We start from the raw sequence: 16209 nt of genomic DNA, 5'->3' as shown, positions 1-16209 counted from the left end.
CCCCCTTAAATCACTGTAACCATAACTACGAATACAACGAGAGAAAAGAAGATGAAAAAATCGTTTCATGCTTGACACATATCATATCCAAACTTGCTTGACATAGCAAAATACTCTCTGTAGCTTTTCAACTTAAACCTAATCACCTGTACTATGTTTCATTACTCCCTAACCTTCACTGCAAGATTATTCTTGCTACTAATCCTCGTATCGGTCTTTTCATGCAAAGATGATGATATCAAAAAAAGCACTGAAATAGAAACCAGCGAAACGCTAGGTTGCACCAATCCTCTATCTGATTCTTACGACCCCAAAGCTACCACCAACGACGGCAGCTGTTCAGCCACTGACTGCTCAACCTGTGATTTTTTTATCTCCGGAGATACTTTTGGATTTGATGGAATCAAAAATGGTGTACAGCCTGGCAATATCATATGCTTGGACGGAACAGTCACCTACAAAGAACCCGTATCTCTAACCAACATTACCGGTAGCGAAACTGACCCTGTACTCATCATCAACTGTGGTGGACAGGCCGTCATAGATATGTCTAGTAAAAAAGCGGCCTATGCAATCAGAACAAACAATTGTAAATACTTCCGTATTTCTGGTGCTGGATCCAATGATCACGAGTATGGAATCAAACTCAGTGGTGCCGTCTCCATTGGTATTTCATTAGATGGACTGAGCACCAATTTCGAAGTAGATCATATGGAAATTTCTGACATTGGCTTTGCAGGTATAATGGGCAAAACAGACCCTTCTTGTGATCCCGCTACGCAACACGACAACTTTGTAATGAGAGACATCTCCATCCACGACAACTATGTCCATGACACAGGTGGAGAAGGCCTGTATATTGGCAACTCCTTCTACGCCAACGGTGTAAAAAAAGACTGTGGAACAGTATATCCTCATGACATCAAAGGAGCGGACATCTACCGAAACAAAGTCATCAATGCAGGCTGGGAAGCCATCCAAGTCGGTTGTGGGATAGAAGATGTCAAAATTCATGACAACTACATCGAAAACTATGGACATGAAAACATTACCTATCAGAACAATGGAATTCAGGTGGGAGAAGGCACTGGCGGCTTGCTTTACAACAACTACATCTCCACAGGGCCTGGCAATGGTGTGATTATGCTGGGTATTGGAGACAACATTGCCTTCAACAATATCATCCTAGATGCAGGTGCTAGTGGCGTATTTTGTGATGAGCGATATACCACTGGAGATGGCTTTAGTTTCATCAACAATACAATCATCAACCCTGCCGAAAACGGCATAGTACTCTATTCAGATGAAGTAGACCTGAATCATGTCATCAACAATGTCATAGTTGGCCCAGGTGCGTTCCAAACCGAGGGAGAAAAAGCCTATGTTACGACATTGAATGATAATGTGGCAGTCGAAATGCTAGCCAACTATTTTGGCCAAAGCACATCCGAAGCAGGGTTGGATGGCAACTATCAACTCAATGATGACTCTCCTTTGATAGACATGGGTGAGGATGTCTCTAGTTATGGAGTAACCTTTGACTTTGCAGGAACAACTCGTCCCTTAGGAGAAGGCTATGACCAAGGGGCTTTTGAGCACAAATAGGAGAGTAGGCTAAAACTGCCCTGTCCCCAACATCACCAGCGTACATGCCTCAATGGTTTCTATCCCTTGGGCTTGAGCGGCTTTGGACAGCTCGGGGTTCTCTGTGCCGGGGTTGAAGATGATGCGATTGGGGTGGAGACTGAGGATGTAGTCTTGCCACTCCGAGAGATTGTCACTCCCTATATAAAGCGTCACAGTGTCTATTCCTTTGATCCCCGGCTTTTGACGCAAGTCCTGAAAAGGCTCACCAAACAACTCGCCTTTCTTGATAGATACCAGTTTGATCGGGTGCCCATGCTGGTGCAATCGCTCAGCTGCCAGATACGCGTAGCGCGTCGGATTGGTACTTGCGCCCAGTACTGCCGTTAGTTTCTTCTGTTCTGTCATCATTCTTTCATCTTGGTTCTTGACTCTTGGGTCTAAATATCTATGCTCTAGTATCCAAATACGCTTCGATCAGTTTCTCCGCACACTTTTCGCCATCGATAGCTGCCGACATGATACCGCCTGCATAGCCAGCGCCTTCACCACAAGGAAACAAACGTTTGACCTCTATATGTTCCAATGTCTCGCGATTTCTCGGTACATGTACAGGAGACGACGTTCTACTCTCCACGCCGAGCACCTGCGCGTCGTTGGTATAGTAGCCTTTTGACTTTCGTCCAAAACTCTTGAACCCATCACGGAGACGCATATAGATCGATTCGGGCAAAAACTCCCGCATATTGACGGCAGTCAAGCCTGGCTGGTACGAGCAGTCAGGCAAATCCGTAGAGATTCGGCCTTTGACGAAATCCACCAAACGCTGTGCAGGAGCTGCCTGTGTACCTCCCGCTATGAGGCAGGCGTTTTGCTCGACTTCAGACTGAAACGCCAATGCTTTGAAATCTCCCTCCGACTTGTAGGCCTTGAGGTCTTCGTTTTCCACTGCCACGACGATACCCGAATTGGCAAATTTCGAGTCGCGCTTGGATGGACTCATGCCGTTGACGACCACCTCACCGTCTGTGGTAGCAGCAGGCACGATAAATCCTCCCGGGCACATACAGAAGGAGAATACCCCACGCTGTACCTGGTCAAACTGCGTCTGTGTCGCCAAACTGTAGCTCGCTGCAGGCAAATACTCGCCTCGCGTATCACAGTGGTACTGGATCTGGTCTATGATCTGCTGTGGATGCTCGACCCGCAAGCCAAGTGCAAAGGGTTTGGATTCGATTTTGACCCCAGAGGTCTGAAGCAATCGAAAAATATCTCTTGCAGAATGTCCTGTAGCGAGGATCACGCCTATCCCTTCGACGATGCTACCATCCTGTGTCTTCACACCTTTCATCTCTCCCTCACGGATCACGAAATCCTCCACACGCGTATCGAAGCGTATCTCTCCGCCACGCGAGAGGATCGTCTCACGAATGTCTTCGATTACTTTGGGCAGCTTGTTGGTACCGATGTGCGGATGAGTGTCTACTAGGATATCTTCCTGCGACCCGTGTGCCACGAGTATCTCCAAGATGCGGGTGACATCTCCACGTTTTTTGGATCGGGTGTAGAGTTTCCCATCCGAGTAGGTACCTGCCCCTCCCTCTCCAAAACAATAGTTCGAGTCGGGGTTGACCTTGTGCTCTTTGTTGATGGCAGCTAAGTCTCTACGGCGGGCTTGGACATCTTTGCCGCGCTCTAGGACGATGGGTTTTGCCCCTAGCTCTATGCAGCGCATAGCAGCAAACAATCCTGCTGGCCCTGCTCCTACTATAATGACTTCTGCCTTGTCTGCTACGTTGTTTTGTGGCTTTTGATAAGCCATCGGTCGAGGATCTTCGCCTCCCTCGGATAGTGCTACCTCCACATTGACCTGCACATGGCGACTTCTTGCATCGATGGAGCGCTTGAGCAACTTCCAGTCAGCCTCTACACCGAGTTTATTGGTTACAAAAGCCGCAAAGCTCGTCTCGTCCAGCGCTATCTCTGGTTTGAGTCTATATTTCAAAATCTTCGTCATGTCTCCTTATCTAACTGGCCCGTTGGTTTGATGTTTTTTGAACCCGAGGTATCCGATGTTTATCCCAAAAAATATAGGCACGTACACTCCTGCTCTAGGCACCTCCTCAAACACGCTGTCCCATGCCTTGTCTTGGTAATCCTTGCTGATGTACCGATAGCCTAATCCCAGTCCGAAATACGCATCGATCGTAAAACCTGCATTTCCAGGATTTTTCATCCACCGATCTCCTACGATCACCCCATAATAGTATTCCGTTTCGCCTTCGCTAATGGTCTTATCTGTAGCTCCTCCATTGACAATCGCCGAATACCTATTGATATCCACTCCAGCTGCCTGCCCAATATAAATCATGCCATGCTTTTGATCTTTGTTATAAAACTTCTGTTTGAACTGAAGTGAGTGTCCTTCGACAAACACGTCGCCCATTGACTCGCCTGTCAGTGAAGAAAAGAACGGGCTCCTTCGGTACATGTAGAGCAATTCATACCCAAGACGCTCCTGCATATAGTACTCCACCGAAAACGGCGCATACCCCACCAGCATCATCAAAGGATTGGTCCCAAAGATCACCCCTCTATACTCATTGACCACCGGTGTAAAATAACGGGACTTCTTTCGCTTGTATTTATATTCGGGCTTTTCATACTCCTCCTCGTTTCGTCCGTCGTTGAGTTTTTCTTCTGTCAAGAAGATCGGGTTATCCTCTTGATATACAGGATGGTATTTTCCTGCAATCTCTCCGTTCTTTTTATAAAGCGTCCATTCCCCTACTCTGCGACCGCTAGATATTTTCCCTGTCATTTTGAGGTTTCCATCAAGATAATACCCCTTGTATTGGCCGAGTCCTTCGACGAAATCTGCCTCCCCCTCGACATTTCCTTCTTCGTCAAAATAGGTCCAATGTCCATCGTTAAGATCATCCTTGAAATGACCGTTTACCTTGAGCTTGCCACTGATATAGTACTCATTGTACTCACCTGTTCCTTCGTCAAACTCCCCCACTCCTTTCATTTCTCCGGTTTGATAAAACATCTTCCAATAGCCATCCTTGTGACTGTCCTTTTGCAAGCCCTCTGCACTCTTCGCCCCATTTTCATGGTAATAAATCCAGTTTCCAATCGTCTTCCCCTCGACATAGCCTCCTTCAGCAGAAATTTCACCATTCTTAAAAAAATACTTCCAAGGCCCTGATTTCAACCCTTTTTGATAATACCCCTCTGCCATCTTTTCCCCAGATTCATAATAATAGGTCCACAGACTGTCACTTTTTCCACTACGGTTGAGCCCCTCCATCTTTAGGTTTCCTGACAAGTAAAATTCTTTGTACTGTCCATTTCCCTTTTTGAAAAATGCTTGGGCTTTGAGCGACCCTTCTTCATAATAATAGCTCCACACCCCTTCTTTGTTGCCCTCGATGTACTCTCCGCTGCTTTTCAGTCCTCCGCTCTCGTAGTAAAACGTCCATGCCCCAGCACGTTGATTGTCATCTAGCACCCCCTCGGAGCGCTTGTTCCCATTTTCATAAAAATACGTCCATAGCCCAACCGACTTGCCGCGAAAAAATGCCCCCGTATTCCGAATATTTCCATTCTCGAAATAGTACACCCAGTCACCTGTCGCATGATTGTAGAGGTACTCGCCTTCAGATTTGACCTGTCCCGAATGGTAATATGACTTATAGGGTCCCTTGAGCAGGTTTTCGAGCGTATCATTGACAAAAAAAACCTCCTTGAGCGTCGTATGTGCTTGGTCATAGTAAGTACGGCGCTCTATTTGCTGCCCACACACCTGCAACACCCAAAGCATTCCCCACCCAATCAATATACATTGCTTCACCACTCGATTCACCTGACTAATATACGATACTATTGTGCATTGAAAACTGTCTCATCTACCCAACTTTTTCCCCAGTCTTCCACTTCCTTGTCCGACCAAAGCTCAGGATAAAAGATAACTTTCTGAAATCTCGGTGGCAAATACTGCTGCCAGTTGGTACCACCCGTCGCAGCGATGATGTCTGGGTCACGCTGTAGATAGCGCACCGCAGATTTATAGTGCGCCAAGCGCCAGTTGACATTGGCCAGTAAGTCAATCTGTTTCAGCAAGTTCTTGATCTCTTCACTCGTTGTACAACCTTCATAGTCCGACTTATATTTTGACCATATATTCTTGAATTGATAGTTGGTGGCGTGTTTCACGAACTGCTCGGCATATTTCTCCTCGAACTGGCGTAGCGTCAGGGTCTTTTTGCCCGTAGCGAGTTCGGTCGCTCCCTTCTTCCAGTACAGATGCGGGTACATCGCTTCTATGTTATTGGGATCCAAAGTTGCTCTTTGGGTTTGCTCCACCAAGTGGATCATAGAGGTACACGACAACTCGATCAAGCGCAATTGCCCCGACTGAAAACCACTCGCAGGCAGGAGCGACATCCTAAACTGCAAAAATTGCTGCTGATCCATCCCGTCGATCATCACATCAAAAGAATCCACCAAGTGCAGCAGATAACGATTGATCCGCTTGAGTCGCATGGCAAACCACTTTTCGTCTGGCGTGTCCAATTCTGCTATCTGCTCGATCTCGTTGAGGATCAGCTGAAAATACAGCTCCGTGATCTGGTGATAAATGATGAAAATCTTCTCGTCAGGAAAATGTGTCTTCGGGTTTTGAAGACTCAACAACGTATCCAGATGAATGTAATCCCAGTAAGTCAAGTAATCCGCATGAAGCAGCCCGTCCAAATAGGACGACAAATCCTGTCCCATGGCGTCATACTTTTTTTCCAGTTTTTTGACTTGTGCTAAGATTTTAGGGTCAATATGTTCTGCACTCATTTTGGGTTATTATTTGATGTTGCAACTGTAAATTTGATAAGAATACATGGAAACCATGAGATAATTACACAAATTAGTCCTCAGCCGAGACAAGCGGTACGATGGGACTGACTCGTGATTTTTCAAATCCCAAGACAAAGTTCACACCGACAAAACAGCATAGCCATGAAAAACAAAGACCACTTTGAGTCGCCCGACTTTTACCAACTAGACGACTTGCTCACCCCTGAACACCTCATGATCCGTCAAAGCATCCGTGCTTTTGTCAAAAAAGAAATCAGCCCCTACATCGAAGACTGGGCAGAGCGAAACCACTTCCCCTACGAGATTGTCAAAAAATTCGGAGAAATCGGGGCTTTCGGCCCGCAACTCCCTGCGGAGTATGGAGGTGGCGGATTGGACTACATCGCCTATGGTCTGATCATGCAGGAGATAGAGCGGGGCGACTCAGGGATGCGCTCCACTGCATCTGTTCAAGGCTCACTGGTGATGTATCCTATTTACAAATTTGGCTCAGAAGAGCAAAAACAAAAATACCTACCCAAACTCGGTTCGGGTAAGATGCTAGGCTGCTTTGGACTGACCGAGCCTGATCACGGCTCCAACCCTAGTGGTATGGTCTCGCACTACAAGGATATGGGTGACCACTACCTGCTCAATGGCGCCAAGATGTGGATATCCAATGCCCCCAAGGCGGACATAGCTGTCGTCTGGGCCAAAAACGAAGAAGGCCGCATCCATGGCCTGATCGTAGAGCGCGGCATGGAGGGTTTCAGCACACCAGAGACGCACGGCAAGTGGTCGCTGCGTGCCAGCTGCACAGGCGAACTCGTATTTGACAATGTCAAAATCCCGAAAGAGAACCTACTCCCTGGCAAGTCAGGTCTCGGTGCACCGATGATGTGTCTCGACTCTGCCCGCTATGGGATCGCCTGGGGCGCTATCGGTGCTGCGATGGACTGCTACGACTCGGCGCGACGTTATGCGCTGGAACGCCATCAGTTTGGCAAACCGATTGGTTCCTTCCAACTGATCCAAAAAAAGCTCGCAGAGATGCTCACCGAGATCACCAAAGCCCAACTCCTCAACTGGCGTTTAGGCTCCCTGATGAACGAAGGCAAAGCAACCACCGCCCAAATCTCCCTTGCCAAAAGAAACGCAGTAGCCACCGCCCTAGACATAGCGCGAGAAGCCCGGCAAATCCACGGTGGCATGGGCATCACAGGAGAGTACCCCATGATGCGGCACATGATGAATCTAGAATCTGTCGTGACCTACGAAGGCACCCACGACATTCATCTACTGATCTTGGGGCATGAGATTACGGGGATATCTGCGGTGAAGTGATGGGTAAAACAACTACTAACTACCGTTGTCCTCGCTCTCAGCGAGGACAACGCTTAAATTACAGCCATCACCCCCCTCCTCTGCCCCATGAGATTAGTCATTTTGGCACTTTTAATCAAATCTTAGATGCAATTTAGAACACACAACGCAGTCCTTTTAGAAAAAATTGCGATGACACATCTTTGATAGGTTAGATCAATCCAAGATGTTTTTACAGGTATGGAGGTGAATTTACTTCAACAAAAGGCCCCACAGCACGCTGAGGCATCTTGCACCTAGAGAGTTTCTATTGATAACCTAGGGGACTCCCGACTAGCAAGGGCAATACTGATAATTGGAAATCATTAATTTTGAACACTTCATACTAAGCAAAGCTACCCTATATTCTCCGTGAAGTGACAGTAGGATTTCACAATAAACATTTCGCTATTTTTACATTCTCAAAATTGAAGAATATGATTAAACACACATGTTATGCACTGCTAGTTATGCTATTGATGTCTTGCCAAGACGATGAAGAGAAAGATTATACAGCACTCAACGAAGCTGAGATCACCGCCTACATCGCAGCAAACAACCTGAACGCCACCAAAAGCGAAACAGGCCTCTACTATGTCATCCATGATGCAGGCACTGGCACAAGACCGCAATTCAACTCCAACGTAACCGTAGCGTACAAAGGCTATTTCACAGACGGACAAATCTTTGACCAAAGCAGCAGCTCTGGGATTTCATTCAATCTACAGCAGGTCATCTCGGGGTGGACCGAGGGCATTCGCTACTTCAAAGAAGGAGGTAGTGGGATACTGTTGATTCCTGCCCATTTAGGATATGGCAACTCCGATACACGGAGCATCCCTGGAGGCTCTGTGCTCATCTTTGATGTCTCTCTGATTTCAGTCAATTAAGAATTCGACGCACAAAAAAAACAAAACCCCGATTTCAACATACAGAAATCAGGGCTTTTCATTTTGACCTTAGGGTCAGGTTTAGTTTATGAGGATTCTACATTCATGTAAATAAACCTTTCATAAGTTTAGATGACAATCGCCATACAAAAGTTGCACGACAAGTGAAAAAAATGATAAAAAAAGTGTCTTCATCCTTGCAATAATATTTGATTGATAACAGGTAAATAATTTAATTCGCACAGATTATCGGGTTAAAAGGTTAATTTTGGCTCTTATTTAGAAAAAGCACATGCACGATTACAATACAGTCCAGGAGCAGCTCACGCTCAAAGAATACGGAAGAAACGTACAGAAACTAGTCGATCACCTACTGACTATCGAGGACAAAGAGGAAAGAAACAAAAAAGCCCAAACGATGGTTGATATGATGAAACTTATCAATCCAGCGGCAAAAGAGACTACTGAATCCAACCAAAAAATCTGGGATGATCTACACATCATTTCCAACTTCAAATTGGACATAGACGGACCGTTCCCTACTCCCGACAAGGAGATATTGGAAAAGAAACCACTACGTGTCCCTTACTCTGATAATGACATCACTTTCAGACACTTTGGCAAAAACATCGAGCTCTTGATCGACAAAGCCATCACTCTCGAAGATGCCGAAGAGCAAGAAGCTGCTATCATACACATCGGCAAACTGATGAAAACCTTCTTCTACTCCTACAATCAGGACATCATGGAGGATAGCGTCGTATACACAAACATCCGCAAGCTTTCGAAAAACCGTCTCGACATAGACATGGAAAAAGTAAAAAGCGGCGACCTCTTCGAGCCACAAAAGAAAGACAAGCGTGGGATCAAAAACCAAATGGGTACGGAGCAACCTCGCAACAACGACCGAAACGATCGCAACAGACGCAACAACAACGGTGGCAATAACAACCGAAGAAACAACAACAATAACAACAACCGAAGAAGAAGAAATTAATGGCGTCTTTTCATGTGACAGGAGGCACTCAGCTCAAGGGAGAACTCGTCCCTCAAGGTGCAAAAAACGAAGCATTACAAATACTATCGGCCGTTCTGCTCACAGGAGAAGAAATGGTCATCAACAAAGTCCCTAATATCCGGGATGTCAACAAACTCATCGAGCTGCTCAATGAAATCGGTGTGCGGGTCACCAAAAACAGCCCCGAGTCCTACACTTTTAAGGCAGATCAAGTAGACATAGATTTTCTTGAGTCACCGCGATACCGCGAAATGGCCTCTTCACTGAGAGGATCGATCATGCTCCTCGGACCTCTTTTGGCTCGATTCAAGAAAGGTATGATCCCTCAGCCTGGCGGAGACAAAATCGGCCGTAGAAGACTAGATACGCACTTTACTGGATTCCAAAAACTAGGAGCAGAGTTTAATTACGACAAGAAGTCTGGATATTACAACATCGATGCTTCGCACCTGACAGGTTGCTACATGCTATTGGACGAAGCTTCGGTCACAGGCACCGCCAACATTGTCATGGCTGCCGTACTGGCCAAAGGTACGACAACCATCTACAACGCAGCCTGCGAACCTTACCTGCAGCAGCTATGTAGCATGCTCAACCGTATGGGGGCCAAAATATCAGGCATCGGATCCAACCTCCTCACCATCGAAGGTGTAGAGTCCCTACACGGGACAGAGCACACCATGCTGCCCGACATGATCGAAATCGGTAGTTTCATCGGTATGGCTGCCATGACACAATCCGAAATCACCATCAAAAATGCTGGAATCCCCCATTTGGGAATCATCCCAGACATATTCAAAAGACTCGGCATCAAAATGGAATTCAGGGGAGATGACATCTTCATCCCTGAGCAGGACCACTACGAGATCGAAACCTTCATCGATGGTTCCATCATGAACATAGCCGATGCAATCTGGCCAGGATTCACCCCTGACCTACTCAGTATCGCACTCGTCGTAGCAACACAGGCCAAAGGCACCGTGCTCATCCATCAAAAGATGTTTGAAAGCAGATTATTCTTTGTAGACAAACTGATCGAAATGGGGGCACAAGTGATCCTCTGTGATCCACACCGTGCGACAGTGATCGGACTGGACAAGCAAGTTGCACTCAAAGGCATCACCATGACCTCTCCTGATATTCGTGCAGGTGTCTCTTTGCTCATCGCAGCGATGTCTGCCGAAGGAGATAGTATCATTCACAATGTCGAACAGATCGATCGTGGCTATCAGAATATCGACAGCAGACTGAATGCCATAGGTGCTAAAATCGAACGTATCTAAAAACTTGAACGCCATGAGAGTATTGCTTCTCATTGCTCTTGTCACTATCTATATCGAGGATAGCTGGGCACAACCTAGCTATCCTGCACTAGAATTGCGACACATTGTACAGCTCCAAACTGACGATGCTCGTCAGTTTGACCTCAGTGGCATTGTGCGCATAGCAGAGCACACTTATGTGATTGCAGACAAACCTTGGAACACCTATCTCTACGAGGTTCGTACTCAGGGACCTGACTTTACTTTCTCTAAGGAATATGCTTTTCGAGCTTTCGCTCAAACGGACCTAGAAGCGGTCGATTACTGCGACGAGCTGTTCTATCTAGCCGACGAACTCAATGGTCAGATCCTCAGATTTCGTCTCGACACTACATCTGGCCCCCTGATCACTCCACAGATTTTACCAATTGATTTCGAATCAGCAGAGCTTCGACCCCACACCTGGGGCAATGCCGGATGGGAAGGTCTAGCCATCGACTGTGGCAATCAAACCATGTATTTGATCAAAGAAAGACAGCCACGCTTCATCCTCACGATCGACATGGAAAGCGGAAAAATCACCGATAAATTCAATATCCCCGAAACAGAAAGTGGTGATTTTTCGGATGCCAAATACGAAAACGGCTATCTCTATCTCATAGAACGCAACGGCAACTACATCACCAAAATCAATCCCAAAACACATGAGGTAATCGACAAAGTACACTACCGACACATCGCCAGTCACCACGAAGGCAAACTCTACGGACCAGAAAAATACGGCATGGCAGAAGCTCTCCTCCTACTCGATGATGAGATATGGATAGGACTTGACAACAACGGGAAATCAGTCACCAAACACGCTCAAGACACACATGGTTTGATGGGCAACACCCCCATCATTCTGCAATTTTCACGCCCCAAAGGATTTTAATATTTAGCTTTGTGCCATGAGTACAAAGCAAGATTTTTCGGATCATGTCCATGCCAGTATACAAGATCAGACATTCGTCAAACTGACACTGAGTAAACCACCGATCAAAACCATTCCCCTCCAAAACATTTTCGTCAAACCTGTACGCATCAAAGACGGAACCTTATACTCCTTCACCTACCGCTACCTCTCCAAAGACGAAACCAAAAACTATACGGCAGACGAGGCCTTGGCCGAAATCAACCTCCAATTAGACACTCATTTCAAAAACGCGACGCTTTGCACCCAAGATCAGAATTGCTCTTTGCTGACTAGCAAAAAAGGAAAGGTAACGATCCAAAAAAGCAAAGCCGTCCGTAGCAGCACCTCTCTGGCTCACGACCACAACAAAAAGAAACGTAGCGAAGCTGGCGCCAAATACCTACAGCTACTCGGCATCTCGGATAACCAAGGCCAGATCATCCCCAAAATGGCCGACAAATACCGACAGATCAACAAATTTCTTGAGATCATGGAGGGACTGATCCAATCTTCCACACTCCCTCAATCCCCAAAAATTGTGGACATGGGCTCAGGCAAAGGCTACCTGACCTTCGCTCTCTACGAATACATGACACAAAAGGGCTACCAAGTCTCTGTCACAGGCATCGAGCTCCGCAAAGACCTAGTAGACTTCTGCAACGCAACTGCCCAACAACTCGGGTACCAACAACTCCAATTCGTCAACCAGCCTATCCAAGACTATGAAAACAACGACATAGATATCCTCATCGCCCTCCATGCCTGTGACACGGCCACTGACGATGCTCTCGCCAAAGGAATAGCCTCAAAAGCAGGTCTCATCGTCTCTGCTCCCTGCTGTCACAAGCAAGTACGTCAGCAACTCAAAGGCAAACCCACAGCCAATCCGCTACTCAAGTACGGTATATTCAAAGAAAGACAGTACGAAATGGTCACCGACACGATCCGTGCCCTGCTCCTAGAGCGAGAAGGGTATGAGTCGAAGATATTTGAATTCGTATCCAACGAACACACCCGCAAAAACGTCATGCTCGTAGGAGTCAATCACCATAGCAAAAAAAATCACGATAGTGCGACGCAGAAGATCGCAGAACTCAAATCAGAGTTCGGGCTAGACTACCAGCAACTGGAGAAATTGATCGAGGAAGCGAACTAGACCCCTAGCTCACGCAGGACGTTTTTCGCTTGTATCACGTGGCGCTGATTGTGTGCCACCAAAAACCGCAGAGCATCTCCCAATCGAAAAGTCACTATACGACCAATCGCAGATGGAATCTTGATGCGTTTCAAATCCAAACTATGGCACATCTCTAAGTAGCGAAGCAACTCGTGCTGATCCTCCAAAAATTTGGACAAAGTATCCTGATGTACAACCACTTCAGGGTCAAACTTGCGTAAAGTACGCATCGGTGACGGGATCGTCCCATCAGTTCGGGGCTTCATAGATTTCACAAAGTAGCTGCCCACCCACGAAGATTTGTACTCCACTTCTTCACTCACCAGCCCATTTGGGAGCTTTTGATCAAAAAGCAGCAAATAATGTGCATCCGCAATATTGAGGTGTTCGAGACATTCGACCACACTCCATTTGTTGGGGTTGGACCGCCGGGTCAGCACCTCTTCCTCATAAGCTTCAAAAACCTTGACCTCCTCTATAATCTGCAACGTATCGGCTGTAAGTGCTTGTAGCAGTTCTGATCGTTTCATTTTGTCTCTATTTTAGTTGAATCATCTACCTCTTTCTACTCCTGCAATATAATTCCGCTCTCCCTCTTGCCGACGTCTCAGTCCTATCAAAATCAACAAAAGCTCTCCATGGATCAAAAAAACTCGCCCCTACCACAAGGAAACAAATCCTAAAACTGTCTCCGAAGGGTCTCTAGTTCCTTCTTGCGAAAACTGTTTTTTGACGGTATCCCAAAGATAAATAGCTTCCATCCCTCTTCTAAGCCTCCTGTTTTTATAGATTTGTTGTTTCGAGATTACATGAACAACAATCCATATGCAACAATTAAATGATATACTCCTGCTCATCGACAGCTATATCGGTAGCTCCTTTTGGTTTCCGTATGTACTCATCGGTACAGGGTTATTTTTCACTATCTATCTAAAATTTCCTCAAATCCGATACTTCGGGTTTGCCATCCGAGTAGTCAAAGGCAAGTTTGACAAAAGTGATGACGAAGGAGACACTTCTCACTTTCAAGCACTGGCTACTGCCCTCTCAGGCACCGTGGGCACAGGAAATATCGCTGGAGTCGCCCTGGCAATTCATATCGGAGGTCCCGCTGCGCTCTTTTGGATGCTCGTCACTGCTGCAGTAGGCATGTGCACCAAGTTCGTCGAAGTGACCCTCTCGCACAAATACCGAGAAAAAACAGCCGATGGCACCATGGCTGGTGGACCGATGTACTTCATGAAAAACAAAATGAACATGAAATGGCTCGCTGGCGCCTTTGCTGTCGCTACAGTCCTTTCTTCCTTTGGGACGGGAAGCTTACCGCAAATCAACAGTATCTCCAATACCCTCAATGCTACTTTTGGCATCCACCACATGCTCACAGGAGGGGTACTCGCCGTACTCCTAGGCTTTGTTATCATTGGCGGCATCCATCGTATCGCCGCGGTGACCGAAAAATTGGTCCCCTCCATGGCTCTGATCTATTTCATCGGAGCATTTGCTGTCATCTTTTACAACTACGACCAAATCATCCCCTCACTAAGCTCTATCTTTTCGGATCTCTTCACTGGATCATCCGCAACTGGTGGGTTTCTTGGCGCATCGATTTCCTTCGCCTTTACCAAGGGAGTAGGACGAGGCTTATTCTCTAACGAAGCAGGCCAAGGCAGTGCTCCTATCGCTCATGCCTCAGCCAAAGGACACGAACCTGTATCCGAAGGCATGGTTGCCATCTTAGAACCATTCATCGATACGATAGTGATCTGTACGATCACAGGGCTCGTATTGCTCTCCTCAGGTGTCTGGAACGAAAAGCACTCCAATGATTTTCAGACTTCAGACTTGAGTATTTTGACGCATGTCGACATTACTGATCAAACCGATGAAGGCAAAGCGATGCTCTATGGACATATCTCCGGCGAATCACCACTGCCTCTCTACGAAGGAGAACTCATTGTCAAAGAAGGACAACTCATCACTCCAGTCACAATCCTACATGCCAGATCCCTAGCCGAAGAAGTAGAAGTACTTAAAAACGGACAGCTCTTTACCGGGACTACCCCTATCACTGGAGGCAATCCATCGGATCCAGAAATTAGCCTACGAGGCAAATCTCTCGTGCACAGTGCCCCGTTGACAGCTATGGCTTTTGGGCGTGGCTTCTTTGGGAGTTATGGGGCATACATCGTCTCGATAGGTATTCTTCTATTCGCCTTCAGTACTGCGATCTCTTGGTCGTACTACGGTGACCGTGCCATGACCTTTCTCTTTGGTAGTGGGTCGGTGGTTTACTACCGCATTGTCTATGTGATTGGCTTCTTCTTGGCATCTTTCACTGATACGACCATCATCTGGTCTCTGGCAGGGATAGCGATTGCGGTAATGACTCTACCCAATTTATTTGGGTTGATCTATCTCCACAAGGACATGAAACAAACGGTCAACGACTTTTGGGATGGGTTCAAAAAAGAATACCCAGACGAAAAAACACCTGAGTAAAGACAAAAAAGAGGCTACCGATGGGTAGCCTCTTTCATTATAACCATTTCCAAAAAACCTAATTCTTTTCTTTCCACTCTGCAATTTTACCTTCGTATGTAATGCTGTTTCGAGCACCACTCGTGATTCCCAACGAGGCATTGTCTCTCGACGAGATGTTGAATACACAATGGAAATTTTCGTTTCCATTCGAGGATCTCACATCAAAACTGACGATAATCTTCATTTTCTTTTCCTTATAGTCTACTTTGTAATTTTTGACTTGATCGTCAAAATTGATCCCACCCTCTCCGCTCATGTTGGGTACTTGTACCGCTCCAAAGTACGGCATACTTGCTGCTGACTCCCCTGGCGTGACGATGAGACTGTTTCCATTTGTCGCCAAGTTGATTCGAGCTCCTTTTTGGGTAGTGGCCCAATCCGCTACGTACGAAAACGTACCTGACTCAATGAGTGCCTTGGTCGCAGCATACTCTTTAGCACGAGCTTCTCGTTTGGCAACTTTCTTGGCGCTTTGACCAAACACCGCAGCTACAGTGAGGAATAGACAAGCAAGGATCAGGAATAAACTTTTCATGGTATCTCTTTTTAATTACAAAGACACC

Annotated in this window: 14 protein-coding genes; 8 read left to right on the top strand and 6 right to left on the bottom strand. The window is 46.5% G+C overall.

Translation table 11 applies throughout. The features are described 5' to 3' along the window. The first annotated feature begins 153 nt into the window (after positions 1-153). Positions 154-1605, top strand: coding sequence for a right-handed parallel beta-helix repeat-containing protein (locus BFP72_RS02080; RefSeq protein ID WP_099597529.1), 1452 nt, complete (start codon positions 154-156; stop codon positions 1603-1605). A 9-nt stretch (positions 1606-1614) separates the two neighbouring features. Here the strand turns inward: BFP72_RS02080 and BFP72_RS02075 are convergent, their stop codons facing one another. From BFP72_RS02075 to BFP72_RS02060, 4 genes are read right to left on the bottom strand one after another with little or no spacing between them, the layout of a single operon-like run. Beyond that, the gene (locus tag BFP72_RS02075) at positions 1615-1995 is read right to left on the bottom strand and encodes a CoA-binding protein (protein ID WP_369824006.1); all 381 of its coding nucleotides are present in this window, start codon (positions 1993-1995) and stop codon (positions 1615-1617) included. Positions 1996-2032: 37 nt separating this feature from the next. After that, positions 2033-3601: an NAD(P)/FAD-dependent oxidoreductase gene (locus BFP72_RS02070; protein ID WP_099597528.1), complete on the bottom strand. Its 1569-nt coding sequence runs from the start codon at positions 3599-3601 to the stop codon at positions 2033-2035. Positions 3602-3607: 6 nt separating this feature from the next. After that, complete coding sequence (locus tag BFP72_RS02065; protein ID WP_143519901.1) at positions 3608-5440, bottom strand: toxin-antitoxin system YwqK family antitoxin; 1833 nt, start codon at positions 5438-5440, stop codon at positions 3608-3610. A 29-nt stretch (positions 5441-5469) separates the two neighbouring features. Beyond that, entirely contained in the window at positions 5470-6435 is a 966-nt protein-coding gene (locus BFP72_RS02060) for a tryptophan 2,3-dioxygenase family protein (RefSeq protein ID WP_099597526.1), read from the bottom strand. Between the two features lie 165 nt (positions 6436-6600). Between BFP72_RS02060 and BFP72_RS02055 the strand changes: the two genes are divergently transcribed. The 6 genes from BFP72_RS02055 to BFP72_RS02030 all read left to right on the top strand — a co-directional run bounded on the left by BFP72_RS02055 (position 6601) and on the right by BFP72_RS02030 (position 13081). Beyond that, a complete protein-coding gene (locus BFP72_RS02055; protein ID WP_099597525.1) occupies positions 6601-7782 on the top strand; it encodes an acyl-CoA dehydrogenase family protein in 1182 nt (393 codons plus the stop codon). A 455-nt stretch (positions 7783-8237) separates the two neighbouring features. Next, complete coding sequence (locus BFP72_RS02050) at positions 8238-8690, top strand: FKBP-type peptidyl-prolyl cis-trans isomerase (RefSeq protein ID WP_099597524.1); 453 nt, start codon at positions 8238-8240, stop codon at positions 8688-8690. 292 nt (positions 8691-8982) lie between these two features. Then, positions 8983-9687 (top strand): DUF4290 domain-containing protein, encoded by a 705-nt coding sequence (locus tag BFP72_RS02045; protein ID WP_099597523.1) that lies wholly within the window; start codon positions 8983-8985, stop codon positions 9685-9687. Beyond that, the gene (gene murA, locus BFP72_RS02040; RefSeq protein WP_099597522.1) at positions 9687-10991 is read left to right on the top strand and encodes a UDP-N-acetylglucosamine 1-carboxyvinyltransferase; all 1305 of its coding nucleotides are present in this window, start codon (positions 9687-9689) and stop codon (positions 10989-10991) included. Before BFP72_RS02045 ends, murA begins: the two co-directional genes overlap by 1 nt. Before the next feature lie 13 nt (positions 10992-11004). Further along, on the top strand, positions 11005-11904 hold the full coding sequence (locus BFP72_RS02035; RefSeq protein ID WP_099597521.1) for an SdiA-regulated domain-containing protein: 900 nt from the start codon (positions 11005-11007) through the stop codon (positions 11902-11904). Between the two features lie 16 nt (positions 11905-11920). Continuing rightward, entirely contained in the window at positions 11921-13081 is a 1161-nt protein-coding gene (locus BFP72_RS02030; protein ID WP_099597520.1) for an SAM-dependent methyltransferase, read from the top strand. Here the strand turns inward: BFP72_RS02030 and BFP72_RS02025 are convergent. Then, complete coding sequence (locus tag BFP72_RS02025; RefSeq protein ID WP_099597519.1) at positions 13078-13632, bottom strand: DinB family protein; 555 nt, start codon at positions 13630-13632, stop codon at positions 13078-13080. The genes BFP72_RS02030 and BFP72_RS02025 overlap by 4 nt on opposite strands. A gap of 295 nt (positions 13633-13927) precedes the next feature. Between BFP72_RS02025 and BFP72_RS02020 the strand changes: the two genes are divergently transcribed. Then, complete coding sequence (locus BFP72_RS02020; RefSeq protein WP_099597518.1) at positions 13928-15604, top strand: sodium:alanine symporter family protein; 1677 nt, start codon at positions 13928-13930, stop codon at positions 15602-15604. Between the two features lie 58 nt (positions 15605-15662). Here the strand turns inward: BFP72_RS02020 and BFP72_RS02015 are convergent, their stop codons facing one another. Then, positions 15663-16181, bottom strand: coding sequence for a DUF4251 domain-containing protein (locus BFP72_RS02015; RefSeq protein WP_099597517.1), 519 nt, complete (start codon positions 16179-16181; stop codon positions 15663-15665). Positions 16182-16209 lie beyond the last annotated feature (28 nt).

The organism is Reichenbachiella sp. 5M10, from assembly GCF_002742335.1.
Classification (GTDB): domain Bacteria; phylum Bacteroidota; class Bacteroidia; order Cytophagales; family Cyclobacteriaceae; genus Reichenbachiella.
Note: the sequence above shows the minus strand (reverse complement) of the source record. Positions and strands in the feature narration are given on the sequence as shown.

Coding starts and splice junctions, on each gene's coding strand:
- BFP72_RS02070 (WP_099597528.1), bottom strand. CDS start 3,601: ATGACGAAGATTTTGAAATATAGACTCAAACCAGAGATAGCGCTGGAC.
- BFP72_RS02020 (WP_099597518.1), top strand. CDS start 13,928: ATGCAACAATTAAATGATATACTCCTGCTCATCGACAGCTATATCGGT.
- BFP72_RS02055 (WP_099597525.1), top strand. CDS start 6,601: ATGAAAAACAAAGACCACTTTGAGTCGCCCGACTTTTACCAACTAGAC.
- murA (WP_099597522.1), top strand. CDS start 9,687: ATGGCGTCTTTTCATGTGACAGGAGGCACTCAGCTCAAGGGAGAACTC.
- BFP72_RS02080 (WP_099597529.1), top strand. CDS start 154: ATGTTTCATTACTCCCTAACCTTCACTGCAAGATTATTCTTGCTACTA.
- BFP72_RS02045 (WP_099597523.1), top strand. CDS start 8,983: ATGCACGATTACAATACAGTCCAGGAGCAGCTCACGCTCAAAGAATAC.
- BFP72_RS02025 (WP_099597519.1), bottom strand. CDS start 13,632: ATGAAACGATCAGAACTGCTACAAGCACTTACAGCCGATACGTTGCAG.
- BFP72_RS02050 (WP_099597524.1), top strand. CDS start 8,238: ATGATTAAACACACATGTTATGCACTGCTAGTTATGCTATTGATGTCT.
- BFP72_RS02035 (WP_099597521.1), top strand. CDS start 11,005: ATGAGAGTATTGCTTCTCATTGCTCTTGTCACTATCTATATCGAGGAT.
- BFP72_RS02075 (WP_369824006.1), bottom strand. CDS start 1,995: ATGATGACAGAACAGAAGAAACTAACGGCAGTACTGGGCGCAAGTACC.
- BFP72_RS02015 (WP_099597517.1), bottom strand. CDS start 16,181: ATGAAAAGTTTATTCCTGATCCTTGCTTGTCTATTCCTCACTGTAGCT.
- BFP72_RS02060 (WP_099597526.1), bottom strand. CDS start 6,435: ATGAGTGCAGAACATATTGACCCTAAAATCTTAGCACAAGTCAAAAAA.
- BFP72_RS02030 (WP_099597520.1), top strand. CDS start 11,921: ATGAGTACAAAGCAAGATTTTTCGGATCATGTCCATGCCAGTATACAA.